Source organism: Mucilaginibacter sp., from assembly GCF_039925265.1.
Classification (GTDB): Bacteria; Bacteroidota; Bacteroidia; order Sphingobacteriales; family Sphingobacteriaceae; genus Mucilaginibacter.
In genome coordinates this window covers 138,075-152,012 of record NZ_JBDSZG010000041.1, presented here as the reverse complement: position 1 = coordinate 152,012, position 13,938 = coordinate 138,075, and the positions used below count along the sequence as shown (strand labels likewise).

The 13,938-nt window shown below is 44.4% G+C and carries 13 protein-coding genes; 7 read left to right on the top strand and 6 right to left on the bottom strand.

Features of this window, described 5'->3' with window-relative positions; genetic code table 11:
* Positions 1 to 65 precede the first annotated feature (65 nt).
* The 5 genes from ABIX36_RS18700 to ABIX36_RS18680 all read left to right on the top strand — a co-directional run bounded on the left by ABIX36_RS18700 (position 66) and on the right by ABIX36_RS18680 (position 5,718).
* On the top strand, positions 66 to 797 hold the full coding sequence (locus ABIX36_RS18700; protein ID WP_348083692.1) for a DUF2490 domain-containing protein: 732 nt from the start codon (positions 66 to 68) through the stop codon (positions 795 to 797).
* 104 nt (positions 798 to 901) lie between these two features.
* On the top strand, positions 902 to 2,197 hold the full coding sequence (eno, locus tag ABIX36_RS18695; RefSeq protein ID WP_348083691.1) for a phosphopyruvate hydratase: 1,296 nt from the start codon (positions 902 to 904) through the stop codon (positions 2,195 to 2,197).
* Between the two features lie 541 nt (positions 2,198 to 2,738).
* A complete protein-coding gene (gene lspA, locus ABIX36_RS18690; RefSeq protein WP_348083690.1) occupies positions 2,739 to 3,278 on the top strand; it encodes a signal peptidase II in 540 nt (179 codons plus the stop codon).
* A 456-nt stretch (positions 3,279 to 3,734) separates the two neighbouring features.
* Positions 3,735 to 5,099 carry a DEAD/DEAH box helicase gene (locus ABIX36_RS18685; protein WP_348083689.1) on the top strand — a complete coding sequence of 455 codons (1,365 nt, stop codon included), beginning with the start codon at positions 3,735 to 3,737 and terminating at the stop codon, positions 5,097 to 5,099.
* A 322-nt stretch (positions 5,100 to 5,421) separates the two neighbouring features.
* The gene (locus ABIX36_RS18680; protein ID WP_128535841.1) at positions 5,422 to 5,718 is read left to right on the top strand and encodes a septum formation initiator family protein; all 297 of its coding nucleotides are present in this window, start codon (positions 5,422 to 5,424) and stop codon (positions 5,716 to 5,718) included.
* 124 nt (positions 5,719 to 5,842) lie between these two features.
* On the opposite strand, the gene ABIX36_RS18675 is transcribed toward ABIX36_RS18680, so the two are convergent.
* Both ABIX36_RS18675 and ABIX36_RS18670 read right to left on the bottom strand, forming a co-directional pair.
* Positions 5,843 to 6,040, bottom strand: a complete 198-nt coding sequence (locus ABIX36_RS18675; protein WP_348083688.1) for a DUF5808 domain-containing protein — start codon at positions 6,038 to 6,040, stop codon at positions 5,843 to 5,845.
* Positions 6,041 to 6,102: 62 nt separating this feature from the next.
* Complete coding sequence (locus ABIX36_RS18670; RefSeq protein WP_348083687.1) at positions 6,103 to 7,887, bottom strand: DUF885 domain-containing protein; 1,785 nt, start codon at positions 7,885 to 7,887, stop codon at positions 6,103 to 6,105.
* Positions 7,888 to 7,982: 95 nt separating this feature from the next.
* On the opposite strand from ABIX36_RS18670, the gene ABIX36_RS18665 reads away from it, so the two are divergent.
* Positions 7,983 to 8,456, top strand: a complete 474-nt coding sequence (locus ABIX36_RS18665; protein WP_348083686.1) for a DinB family protein — start codon at positions 7,983 to 7,985, stop codon at positions 8,454 to 8,456.
* 144 nt (positions 8,457 to 8,600) lie between these two features.
* On the opposite strand, the gene ABIX36_RS18660 is transcribed toward ABIX36_RS18665, so the two are convergent.
* Positions 8,601 to 9,887, bottom strand: coding sequence for an alpha/beta hydrolase (locus tag ABIX36_RS18660; RefSeq protein ID WP_348083685.1), 1,287 nt, complete (start codon positions 9,885 to 9,887; stop codon positions 8,601 to 8,603).
* A 207-nt stretch (positions 9,888 to 10,094) separates the two neighbouring features.
* Between ABIX36_RS18660 and ABIX36_RS18655 the strand changes: the two genes are divergently transcribed.
* The gene (locus tag ABIX36_RS18655) at positions 10,095 to 12,545 is read left to right on the top strand and encodes an outer membrane beta-barrel protein (RefSeq protein ID WP_348083684.1); all 2,451 of its coding nucleotides are present in this window, start codon (positions 10,095 to 10,097) and stop codon (positions 12,543 to 12,545) included.
* A 35-nt stretch (positions 12,546 to 12,580) separates the two neighbouring features.
* Here ABIX36_RS18655 and ABIX36_RS18650 read toward each other — a convergent pair whose 3' ends face one another.
* The 3 genes from ABIX36_RS18650 to ABIX36_RS18640 form a co-directional block, all read right to left on the bottom strand.
* Positions 12,581 to 12,796 (bottom strand): KTSC domain-containing protein, encoded by a 216-nt coding sequence (locus tag ABIX36_RS18650; protein WP_348083683.1) that lies wholly within the window; start codon positions 12,794 to 12,796, stop codon positions 12,581 to 12,583.
* Positions 12,797 to 12,835: 39 nt separating this feature from the next.
* Positions 12,836 to 13,222 (bottom strand): DUF1634 domain-containing protein, encoded by a 387-nt coding sequence (locus ABIX36_RS18645; RefSeq protein ID WP_348083682.1) that lies wholly within the window; start codon positions 13,220 to 13,222, stop codon positions 12,836 to 12,838.
* Between the two features lie 218 nt (positions 13,223 to 13,440).
* Entirely contained in the window at positions 13,441 to 13,926 is a 486-nt protein-coding gene (locus tag ABIX36_RS18640; protein ID WP_348083681.1) for a hypothetical protein, read from the bottom strand.
* Positions 13,927 to 13,938: the final 12 nt, after the last annotated feature.

Genomic DNA, 13,938 nt, shown 5'->3' with positions numbered 1-13,938 from the left:
AGTCGTAATGTTAACATTCAGCTAATATTGTGGTAATACATTTGCATTAAAATAATATTAAGTAAATGTTAAAAAATACCGCCCCCGTACTATTAACCCTCATTATGGTGTTACTTTTAAACACCGCGAATGCTCAAAATAATAAAACAGGTACATGGGGCATTGCCACCGTAGTTTTACCCGGCGACAGCACCCACCATTGGGGTGGATACGTTGAACTGCAGGCACGTGCCAACACCCTATTTAATCAATTTTTTTATTACGAAACAAAAGGTGGGATAAGCTACGATATCGCCAAAAATTATACCGCGCTGATAGGTACCGGGCGATATGTAACTTATGATTATAACAACTTAGATGCACCGCCGACAGTAAAAGAGTTTAGGATGTGGGAACAGCTGACGATTAACTCCTTTTTAGACAGGATAAAAATAGAGCACCGCTACCGCGCCGAACAGCGCTGGCTCAACGGCATCTACCGAAACCGTTTCCGCTACCGCCTTAACCTGGTTGTCCCCTTAAACCACAAAAAAATAGAAGCTAAAACTTTCTTTGTATCAGTATTTGATGAAATCTTTTTGAACAATGTAGCGCCGCACTTCGAACGTAACCGTTTTTCGGCGGCGTTTGGCTACCAGTTTGATAAATCGTTAAGCGTGCAGGCCGGCTGGCTGGATCAGTATAATTACAACCTTACCACCGCAGGGGCCAAAAACAACCTGGCTATAACGGTTATGTATCGCATAAACCGTAAAAACACCAAGCCTAAGGAACATATACCTACTACAATTGATTAATAATCATAACAAATAGAAAATTTACGTTGCGATTTGCTGATTTTGCGCTTAACTTAGCCGACCAAATTAGTATAGTAATCCAAAAAATACAACAATAATAAATTATGAGCTTAATAATTGATGTTCATGCGCGCCAGATACTTGATTCGCGCGGTAACCCTACAATTGAGGTAGATGTTTTAACCGAAAATGGCGCATTGGGCCGTGCTGCAGTACCTTCTGGTGCTTCAACAGGTATGCATGAAGCTGTTGAGCTTCGCGATGATGACAAGAAAGTATACATGGGTAAAGGCGTGTTAAAAGCCGTTGCCAACGTAAATGATAAAATTGCTGCCGAACTTAAAGGTATAGATGTATTTGAGCAAAACCTGATAGACAAGCTCATGATTGACCTTGACGGTACCGAAAACAAAGGCAATTTAGGTGCTAACGCTATTCTTGGTGTTTCTTTAGCGGTTGCTAAAGCTGCAGCGCAGGAAAGCCGCCAGCCTTTATACCGCTACATTGGCGGTGTAAATGCAAACACTTTGCCTATCCCGATGATGAACATCGTAAACGGTGGCTCGCACTCTGATGCGCCTATCGCTTTCCAGGAATTCATGATCATGCCAGTTGGTGCTTCTTCTTTCTCTGAAGCTTTGCGCTGGGGTACCGAAGTGTTTCACAACCTTAAAAAGATATTACACGACCGCGGCCTTTCTACCGCAGTGGGTGACGAAGGTGGTTTTGCACCAACCTTTGATGGTACCGAAGATGGCGTTGAAACTATCCTGAAAGCTATCGAAAAAGCCGGTTACAAACCAGGTGTTGACATTTTTATTGCTTTTGATTGCGCTGCTTCTGAGTTTTACAAAGACGGCAAATACGATTACACCAAATTTGAAGGCGAAAAAGGCTCTATCCGCACCAGCGAAGAGCAGGTAGAATACCTTGCCGAATTAGCAGGTAAATACCCTATCATCTCTATTGAAGATGGTATGGCAGAAGATGATTGGGCCGGCTGGAAATTATTAACCGAAAAATTGGGCAGCAAAGTACAATTAGTGGGCGATGATTTGTTTGTAACCAACGTAAAACGCTTACAACAAGGTATTGATAACGATACTGCTAACTCTATTTTGGTGAAAGTAAACCAGATTGGAAGCTTAACCGAAACCATCAACGCGGTTAGTTTAGCACAAACCAACGGTTATACGTCAGTAATGAGCCACCGTAGCGGCGAAACAGAAGATGTTACCATTGCCGATTTAGCTGTAGCCCTAAACTGTGGCCAGATCAAAACCGGGTCTGCTTCACGTTCAGACAGGATAGCAAAATACAACCAGTTATTGCGCATTGAAGAAGAATTGGGCGATTCTGCACGTTTTATTGGTAAAAACTTTAAGTTTTTAAAGAAATAAGCCCCCCAACCCCCTGAAGGGGGGGAGTAGGATAAATATTTAAAGCCCCGGTTTTGCCGGGGCTTTTTTTGTTACGGAATTATTACCTTAGAAGTCTTATAACCTCATCACATGAATTGCTTTAACCACGTTACCACACCAGCAGTAGCTATTTGCAAAAATTGCAATAAGGGCCTTTGTCCGGATTGCCTTACCGAAATTAAAAATGGAATTGCGTGTACAGCAACCTGTATAGGCGAAGTAAAATCAATAAATGAATTAATAGAACGAAATAAGAACTTATCTAAGAGGGCTGTGAGCACTTACAACCGGACGGTTTTTATTTACGGTTCGATGGGATTGCTATTTATTTATGCGGCATACATATATCCCGAACTTAATTTATATATGTACCCTGCAGGCGGGCTATTTTTACTAATAAGCGTTTTAACCTTTATTGCAAATAAAAAGCGTTACAAAAACAATAGTTGAAACACGTTGTGGTGTCATCGCCAAAACATAACATTAGCATTTCTCAAATTCTCTTTTTACTTTCGTGGTAATGAAATTGAAAGGACTGTACCGGGCTGTTGTTATTTTAGTTATTCTCGCCCTCAATATTAGTTGCGACCAGGTTTCCAAATCCATCGTGCGCAAAAAAATGAGCTACGACGAACCCATCAGCTTTATACAAAACCATTTTACGCTTATTAAGATAGAGAACACCGGCGCTTTTTTAAGCGTTGGCGATACCCTAACCAATCCTTACCGCTTTATCCTGCTTACCCTCTTGCCTGTGCTTTCGCTGTTGGCGGGTACCATATTTATGCTTACGCAAAAGAACTTCAGCAAGCTTATCCTTGGCGGACTTATTTGCGTTATCGGTGGTGGCATCGGTAATATTTACGATCGTATTGCCCATGACTCTGTAACCGATTTTATGCACATCCGTTTCGGTATTTTCCAAACCGGTATTTTCAACGTGGCCGATGTATCTATTATGATAGGCATCGGGCTGATATTGTTGGATGCGATATTGAAGAAAATGGCCGAAAAGCGATTAGAGCAGGAACAATCGGTAAAAACGGTAGACGCTGAATAAGTTGCATTTTGCGTTAGGGATTGCAGCGGAAACCCGGAATGAAGCGGCGTTTCTATCAGCGCCGCAGAATGAGGAGTTGTAGCGTAAAGCCCGGGCCGAAGGCAACGCCATAATTGGTAAGTGGTTTATTAGTGAGTAGTTGCCGCTCATTTGCACAGCAATATCCTCCTCTTGTATATATATCCTCACATCTTCCTCCTCATTTGCACATCTGGAAATCTGCATATCTGGATATCCTCCTCCTCATTTGCACATCTGAAATCTGCACATCTGTACATCATTCCCTGCACATCTATCTGTCACATTCCGCCGCAAAACTACCCACCTACCCTACTTCATAATAAAAAGCGTATCTTTGCAGAAATAATTACCCGTTGATTTACGGTTTTGATCAATAGACACTCTTCAGATCCGCTTAATGCTTCGCGTTAGCACATAATACATTACATTCAATACATGTCATTCGAAAATTTAAATTTAATTGAGCCTATTTTAAAGGCTTTAAAAACAGAGGGTTATACAACCCCAACACCAATACAAGAACAAGCAATCCCTTTTATATTACAACACCGCGACCTGCTGGGCTGCGCCCAAACCGGTACCGGTAAAACGGCTGCCTTTGCTATCCCTATTTTGCAGTTATTGTTTTTAGATAAGCAAAAACATAAGGAGCAAAAATCTATAAAGGCCCTTATTTTAACCCCAACCCGCGAACTGGCCATCCAGATAAGCGAAAGCTTTACCGCTTACGGTAAAAACACCGGCTTGAAAAACCTGGTGATTTTCGGTGGTGTATCGCAGGGCCCGCAAACAGATGCTTTGCGCCGTGGCGTTGATATCCTTATCGCTACCCCGGGTCGTTTATTAGACCTGATGAACCAACGGTTTGTACACCTGGACCAGATCAAAATGCTGATCCTGGATGAGGCCGACCGTATGCTGGATATGGGCTTTGTACACGATGTGAAAAAGATCATCGCTAAGGTTCCGCAAAACAGGCAAACGTTGTTTTTCTCGGCTACCATGCCAAGCGAAATTCAAAGCCTGGCCGATTCTATCCTACAGAAACCTGCTAAAGTAGAAGTTGCTCCTGTATCTTCTACAGCCGATACTATACAGCAATCATTATATTTTGTGGAGAAGAACGATAAGCGTTTGTTGCTTAACCACATCCTGAAAGATAAGAATATTAAAACCGCGCTGGTATTTACCCGTACCAAACATGGTGCCGATAAAGTGGTGAAAGACCTGGTAAAAGCCGGCATCACTGCTGAGGCCATCCACGGTAACAAATCGCAGAATGCCCGCCAGCGTGCACTAAGTAACTTTAAAAATCGCACCACGCGCGTTTTGATTGCTACCGACATTGCTGCCCGTGGTATCGATATAGACGACCTTACGCACGTAATTAACTACGAGATCCCTAACATCCCCGAAACCTATGTACACCGTATTGGCCGTACAGGCCGCGCGGGTGCAAGCGGCATAGCCCTTACGTTTTGCGATGGCGAGGAAGAGATAGATTTCCTGAAAGATATTCATAAGCTGATAGCCAAAGAGATCCCTGTGGAGGAAGGCCACCCTTACCCGCTAAGCATCCAGGCCATGACGGAGAAGATGATGAGCAAAGCCAAAAACGCACCTGCTAAAGGCAAGAGCGGTGGCGGCGGTGGTTCACGTGGCGGTCGCCCAAGTGGCGGTGGCAACCGTAATGGTGGTGGCGGCAGATCTGGCGGTGGCCGTAATGCTGCCGGTGGTAGCAAAGCAGGCGGTGCCAGCGGCATGAGCGGTGCAGCTGGTAAATATACCGGGAGGAAGTAGAAAGTTGTGAGTGGTTGAGTGGTGAGTAGTTTTAAAACCTACAAATCAATCGTGCCGCTCGCAAAGTGAACTCACCCCGACGGCACAACGTGCGTCGACCCCCGCTGCTCCGCAAAGAGGGTGTAGTAAATAGAATTTTAATAGCGATGGGTTTGATACCCATCGCTATTTTGGTTTTATATGATCTTAAAGTCTGCGTAGTTACTCTTGATTCTTGTCTCTTATTTCTCGCCCCTCTTCTCACCTTGTTAACAAGTTAATAACGATATTTGCGGCGTTCAGATAAATTAAATAGCTTTATAATTAAATTCAGTACGCGCCGATGAAACGTTTTATCAACCTTATCAAAAACAAATTTTTCCTGATAACCGTAATATTTGTGGTTTGGATGATCTTCTTTGATAAGAACGACCTGTTCTCTCAATACCAATACAAGCAGCAGCTAAGCAAACTGGAACAGGAGCGCGATTTTTACAAAGCCGAAACTGCCAAAGTGAACAAAGACTTGGACGAACTTACCTCAGATAAAGCCAAGCTGGAAAAATTCGCCCGCGAAAAATACCTCATGAAAAAAGATAACGAGGATGTTTTTGTAATAGAGCACGAGAAGAAAAACTAATTTTTGATGTGCAGATGCGTGGATATGCAGATGTGCAAATGATAAAAGCCTTTCAAGTTTAGCTTGAAAGGCTTTGTTTTTTTATACGCACGTTATTGTAACAATATCTGGAGAGCCGCTCTATCTATCTCTTCGCCAACACGCTCACCGCAATAGCAATACCTATTACAACCAGCAAAAATAACCAGGTAGTTTTGTGGGCGAAGTTAAACGTCCAGCCCCAGCCAAAACGTTTGGTTACCACGAGTTTTGGGTCGGCGGGATTGTAGTAGAACATGCGCCATATCCAGTGGCTTGCGTCGTTTTTATCTAATTCGTTCATATCTTTGTATCCCAAAATTTAAACATCTGCACATCTGCACATCTGCACATCTGCACATCTGCCTATCCGCCTGTACCTTGTTTGGTATCTATTTTTGGTACGGCAAACATCGCCTCTTTGATGAGTTTAACCGGAGCGTTGCCGTAACCCAGAAACTTCTCGTTAAACTCTTTGATCCGGTATTTATCGCCTTGTTTCTTTTTCCAGGCCAACATCAGGTCGTTAATTTCTTTGTAACCGGTAAAATAGCTGGTGAGTTGTACACTGCTTACGCTTACCCGTTTCCATTTGTTATCAGCTTCGGCTTGTTGCTGGAAAGCCTCGTGAGTAAGCATCTTCACCGCCTGTTCTTTGGTCATATTACCGGTGTGTACGCTATAATCCAAAATAGCATTACATACCGACCGCAGGTGCCATTTATACCACATCAGGCGCATCTCCGGCTCTTTATCGCCAAAGCCTGCATCCAGCATCATCTGCTCGGTATAAACTGCCCAGCCCTCTACCATGGCGCCATTACCAAATACGGCTTTCACAATACTTGGCGATTTATTGGCATAAACCAGTTGCGTATAATGCCCCGGTATAGCCTCGTGAATGCACAATATCTGCAGGATATACTGGTTGTACTCGCGCAGGTAGCTCTCTGCCCGCTCCGGCGACCAGCCCGCAAGGCTGCCCACATTGTAATAGGTGTTGCCGCCCTTATCATAAGGTCCGGGCGAACTCACCGATGCACCGGCCACACCGGCCATATAACCGGGTTCCTTGCGTACAATGAGCGGCTTGCTTGGGTCGAGCGTTAGGAGGTCCTTAGTTTTTATAAACGCGGTTAGCTTTGGCAGTTCGGCCTCAATGGCAGACTGAAACTCCGACGGTGCCACATGCCTGGTAGATAGCGTATCTATCATTTGCCCTATCAGGTCCAGCGAATCTGCAGGCATCGCTTTGGTTCCGAAATATTTTGGCCACAACGTTCGGCTGATCTTGGCCATCTCGCGGTGCAGGTATTTTTTGCGCTCCATAGCGGCATTGAAGATCTGCTGCGCGGTACTTTCCGACTGGATCTCGTACTTGAATTTATTTTCGTAGTATTCCTTACCCAACCTAAAACTGCGGGGCTTATCGTTCTTCATTACTTTTAAATAAGCCACAAAGCCCTTTATCGCATCAACCGAGATGCGTACACGGTCCAGCATCTGCTTTTGCTCTGCATCTGGGATCTTTGTTTTTTTAAGGGAATCGGCAAAGTCGCTTTCTATCACGCTCAGCCCACCGGTATGCTGGTCTATAGCCAGGTTAGTTAGCTCAACAACCGGGTTTTTAAGCTGTTTCTGGGCTTCTTTGTAATACGCGGGGATAAATGCCATGCGCTGATAAAAACTGCGCAGGCGTTTTTCCAACGGAGCGTAATGTTCGTTCAGGATAAGCGCAAACCCGCCTATAACATTATACGATGCCGGGTTCCACTGGTACTCGCGCAGTTGCTCCAGGTTCCATTGGATAGATTCCAGCTGGTTCTGCATCATGCGGTGATCTATCTTATTGGCATCAGATAAGGTGCCAACTTCAAAACGGCTGAGCGAATCCATATGCACTTTAGTAAATTTGATGGCCTTTTTTCGGTTATCATCATTGGGGATAAGCAGTAAGCTATCGTATTTATGGTAGCCGGCGGTGGTTGCCCATTCGGGATTCTCTTTCCAAAAATCATCCAAAAAATGGTCTTCGTATAGCTGGAAGGCTGCATCGTCTTTAGCCGAAAGCGGCTCGGATGATTGCCCGTCTTTTTTACAGGCCGAAAACGCGGCTACGTACAGGGAAAGTAAAAGTAGTTTCTTTATCACCTTAGTAAGGGTTTGCTTTGGTTTATAAACTTAGAAATTTTGCCGCATATAAATCAAACTTACCGCGATTTTGTTACTAAGGAAAGCTTTTACTTATGGATGATCAGCATAAAATACTTGTAGCCGAACTGGAGAAACTGATAATTGGCGGTGGCGCACATGCAACATTAGAGGATGCCTTGAATGATATACCCGCCAAATACCGTGGCATAAAACCTCATAACCTGCCTTACAGCATATGGCAACTGGCAGAGCATATCCGGATAGCACAGTGGGACATGCTGGAGTTTAGCAAAGACGGTAACCACCAATCGCCAAAATGGCCCGATGATTACTGGCCCAAAGAAAGCGAACCAAAGGATGATGCCGCCTGGGATAATACCATCGAGCAGATCCATGCAGACAGAACGGAGTTTTTAGCGTTGCTGAAAAATGAAGATATTTATAAACCCATCCCTCACGGCACCGGGCAAAACATTCTGCGTGAAGCGCTGCAGATTGCGGACCATAATGCTTATCATACTTCGGAAATTATATTATTGAGGAGGTTGCTGGGGATATGGGAGTAAGCCCCCCAGCCCCCTAAAGGGGGAGCAGGAGTTAGGCACAGTACATCAAGACATAACAATTAAGGTAAAAGTAAAGCCCAGCTGAACTATTAGCCGGGCTTCAATGCATTTCAAAAGTTCCCCCTTCAGGGGGCGGAGGGGGCTTTACTTTACCCCATTCACAAACTCAACAATAGCGGTTACCAGTTCTGGTTTGAGTGGAAGCGTGGGCTTATTATAAGTGGCCATATTCTGTTCACGGTCTGTAGGGGCTTCTTTCATGATATGGTTCATACCTGGTATGATCACCAGCTTTGCATCAGAATCGGCCTTTTTTAGCTTTTCAGCGTCACTTACGCCTACCTGTATATCTGTGGTCCCTTGTAAGATAAGTGCAGGTACTTTTACGCTTTTCATCATCCGGATAGGGTCGTACCTAAACCACGACATCAGGTACGGCTGTATGCTCGGCCTGATAATGGAATACAGCTGTGGATCGATATAATCAGTAGTTTTGCCTTTTCTCAAGCTATCAACAACGGTTTTATATTGATCGGCCAAAAATTTCGGCATCGATTTCTCAACCTGTTCCTGCACTATTTTTTCGGCAGTTTGCCCCGCTCCTGCTACAGAAATAAACCCTTTCACCGGTTGGTCGCGTAGGGTAAGCAAGCCAACCAACGAGCCTTCGCTGTGCCCCAAAACAATAACCTTAGAGAAACGGGGGTCATCATGCAGCATATTAACCAAGCCTACTGCATCATCTACATAGTCTGTAAAACGCAGTTCTTTTTCTTTGGTAGAACTTACGCTCTGGCCCACCAAACGTTTATCATAGCGTAAAACAGCAATATTATTTTTACCCAGTTCATTAGCCAGCATTTTATAAGTATTGCCATTTAAGCCAAGTTTGGGGCTGTTGCCATCGCGATCTGTTGGGCCCGAACCCGGGATAATAAGCACTACCGGCACTTTACCGTTAGCATTTTTGGGGATACTTAGCGTACCGGGGATAGTGCCGGTAAACATTTTAAACAAAACCGGCTCCTCGGTAATTGATGCATCCATCTGGATGGTTTTGGCAGCCTCCTGGTAAGGCGAAAAAAATACGCCCACTAACTTATTCTGGCTGTTTAGCGATAAGTTTAACAAGAATACCGCATTGGCAAAAGTGGCTTTATAAATGGCCGTTGGCGCCACATAACGGTCTACCTCCGTTTTATTTAGTACACCCAGTTGTGATTTTATCTGAATGGTAGTTTGGTTCCATTTATCCGCAGCCATGGTGGCTTTCATTTCGGGCGCAAACATGGCGTAAATACTATCTGGCTGATTGTTGTTGTAAAACTGTTTAAACTTAGCCAGTACAGGCGTAAAGTTTGCAGGAACAGTTTGCGCTATTGCGCCGATAGCAAAAAACAGTACTATTGCAGTGGTATATATTCTTTTCATCCGGGGTTAACCTGTTTATACTTTGGGGATACTAATGTGCGAATTTACTAAAAATTGAAAGCTTTTGTTATTCCATGTGTTTATAACTCAAAGCAACATTTATTATTATAATTCGTAAAAAGCGTATTAAACATATTATAAATTTAATATTTTGTTAAATTTGAATTTCCTAAACACACAATATCGAATAAAATCTACTAATAGTTAATGAGGGTAAAAAAAGGGGGTTTGCTACTGGCAATGGTGGCTGGTTTTTATAGTTTTTGTTCCGCCCAAACCACCTCTTCAGTTTTAAGAGGGAATGTTTATCTACAAAACAATACGGCCGCAGAGGCGGCAACCGCTATATTGCTAAACCAGGCAGATTCCGCTATCGTGATGTCGGCTTTGGTTGATAACAAGGGCGCATTCGAATTTAAGAAAGTTCAACCCGGCACTTACCTCGTGCTTGCCTATCACCTGGGTTACGCCAAAGCATATTCAACCATTTATAAAATATCTGGGGAGCAAATAGTTACTATACAGCCCATTTACCTGCAGCCGCTTAGCACCGAACTGAAAGAAGTTGCCGTTGTAGCCAAAAAACCATTTGTGGAAGTACGGCCCGGGAAAACCATTATTAACCCGGCGGCCAGCATTACGGCTGACGGCAAGAACGTGCTGGAGATCCTGGCGCAATCGCCGGGTGTAAAGGTGAGTAACACCGATGATATCAGCATCAGCGGCAGGCAAAGCGCACTGGTACTTATAGATGGTAAAACCACCAACATGACGGGTGCCGACCTTGCCTCGCTCCTGCGCAGCACCCAGGGCAGCAATATAGACAGGATAGAACTTATCACCGGCGGCTCGGCCAAATATGATGCTTCAGCGGGCGGCGTTATCAATATTATTTTAAAGAAGGGAAAAAATATAGGCACTAACGGTACCGTAAACTTAACCGCCGGCTACGGAAAATATTACAAGGGCGTTGCCGGCTTTACCTTTAACAGCCGCAGCAAGTATGTAAATGTGTTCGGGCTGTATAATGTAAATGCTAATAAAACTTACCGTGGCTTTGATAGCTACCGCAATATCAACTCGGGAGGGGTATTAAGCAGCTACAACCTCAATTACTATGGCCGTCAGGAAACCATTAATCATAATTACCGCCTCGGGGCCGATTTTTCATTGTCGGCCAACCATACCCTGGGTGTGCAGGTTTACGGTTTTGTTACCGATAACGATTTTACTAAAAACAACACCCTGCGGATATCCAATCAGGGGCACTTGGATTCGGTGATCCAGGTGGGTTCATCCGTAGACCGCGATTTGCGCAACATCAATTACAATATCAACTACGCAGGCAAGCTGGATAATGCGGGCAGAGCCATATCTGCAAGCGTAACCTATCTGCCCTATACCAGGCGCTCCAACGAGTATATCAACAACATGTTTTTTGATGCGTTAGGGAGTAAGTATCGCGCCGATAACCTGTTGCAAAACCTTTCGCCATCGCACCGCCGTAACTGGACGGGTTTACTGGATTTTGTAAACCCCTTGAATAAAACATCAAAGCTTGAAGCAGGCGTTAAGTTTAGCCATACCAAAAGCGATAACAACCTTGTTTTTGGCCCGCAGATTAACGGCGTTTACACAGTAGATCCGATCCTCAGCAATAACTTTTTTTATAACGAGGATGTGCACGCGGGCTATTTAAACTATACAGCGGCATTCGGCAAGTTTGATATGGTAGCCGGGCTCCGTGGCGAGTACACCCATTCGCAGGGGGAATCGGTAAGTGCTGCATCAACCAGCGCCACTTTAAATATCTTCAATTATTTTAAGCTGTTCCCCAATTTGCTGCTGCACTTTGTTAAGGACGATAAGCATGAGTACAGTTTAACTTTTGCACGTGGTATTTTGAGGCCCGATTATGAGAGCCTTAACCCCTTCCTTTATTATGTAGACCCTTATGATTACCAGAGCGGGAACCCGTATTTAAAGCCCGAATTTAACAATACTATAACGCTAACTTACCTCTACAATCAAAGCATATCGGTATCGTTATACGCGGCCAAAACTACCGACGCGAATTTCTCCTTTTACACTCAAAACGACGCCACCAAAGTAAACCTTACTACTACGCGCAACCTGGGCGACGTAAAAGATATCGGCATACAAATTAACACACCTTACACTTTTACCGGCTGGTGGAGCGGTGAGCTGGACGTAAACGCCGGTTACTACCGCTACACCACTTACCCCGAAAATGGCAACCTGGATAAGGGGACCGGCGACCTTATCGTCAATTCTACCCAAAACATAACGCTAAGCAAAAGCCTGGCGTTAGAAATAACCGGCTTTTACGAAACCGCCAACCAGTACGGCATCAGGCGCTTTAGCCCAAATTACTACCTCAACGCAGGCTTAAGTACCCCGGTATTTGGTAAACGCGGTAAACTAAGCCTAAATGTGTCGGATATTTTTAACACCAACCGCGACAGGGCCTACACCGCCTACCAAAACATCGATCTGCGTATTACCGGCAAACCCGAAACGCGGATAGCAAGGCTTAGCCTAAGTTACCGGTTTGGTAAAACCACTGTAAAAGCTGCCACCAAACACCAAACCGGCACCGAGCTGGAGCAGGACAGGATGCGTAAAGGCACCAATTAAGCAAAAAAAAGACATGATGTATCGCGTGCTGCGGGTTAGCCTACTTTTTTTTCTTTATACTTTCCCTTTATTTGAGTGACGAAGAAATTACCCAGCGACGGGCTGCCCAGGAATTTTTTTAATGCCGAAGGTTTAAAGTTAAAGTATTGCCATACGCCGCCATGCTCTTTAAATTCAAGCTCCAGTGTATGCGTTTCCGCATTGTAGCCAATGCTTTCTAAAGCGGACGATTGTACAGGCTGCCTTTGCATATTTATATAGCAAGGCAAAATAAAAATGGTTTTAAAAACTTAGCCGGCGTGGCCGCTAAGCATGCTGCTGAAGATAATAAGCAATACCACCAACGTAATGCCTACATACAGGTAATCCTTCTCCAGCACAAAGCCGATGGCCGAAAATATTATACGGACAACAGGCGTAGCGATGAGTAGAATGATGCCAGCCTGAATGATAGCCCTACCTCTAAAGGTGAAGATGCCGTTGATAATACCCGAAGCATTATGCACAAAATCTGGTACGCCTTTAAACGTGTGGTAGTCGGGAACCTCGTTACCGTGGCGATAGATGTAGAGTATACCACCCAGGAAAACAACAGTCATGGAGATGAATACCCCTGCGCGTAAGATCCACCCGATGATGGATTGCATATCCTTTTCTTTGAAGCTCGTGTTGGTCATAGAGTCATTGGGTCATTGGGTCATTAACCCTACGACAAAAGCAAAACTACGTATTTAAACAAGCACTTGCTGGCTAATTAAAAATCTAATTAGGTTTAAGGGAGGCCTCGCCAGGCCGCTATAAACGAAGAACAGAACACTCCGTTAGGAGTATCCTGTTTATAGCAAATAATTTAAATGACCTTCTGGCTCCGTAGGTGCCTCCTATCGCAAGCAAATTAATTCCCCGCGCGGATACTGCGTTCGCTGAGTTGTTTGATCACCTCGTCGTTAAAGGCTTGCTCGCTTTTGTAGAGGATGCTTATTTTGGATGATGGGATTATTTTCAAAAACTCATCCAGGTAACGCCTCTTGGTGGTAAGCATCTGGTTATCGTAATAAAGTTCTTTTTCCGGGCTACCCGTTGCACTTTTGCCGTTCAACCTTTTCAGGATGCGTATGGCCTTTAGTTCTTCCTGGTACTGGTGGTACAGTGGCCAAAATTTATCGGCCTCGTCATCGGTAAGTTCCAACTGCTGCGATAAAAATTTATCGCGGGCAGCTTCTATTTTTTTACCCACGCCCTTATTGCTCCGGGGCTGTAAATTTCGTTTCACACCGTTAGCTTGCTGCAAGTTATTTGTAGGGATTTGCGCAGATACTTCATAGCCGGCGGCAACGGCAATAACTATTACAATAACTATATATCTGAACAATTTAATCATTACGTACGGGGT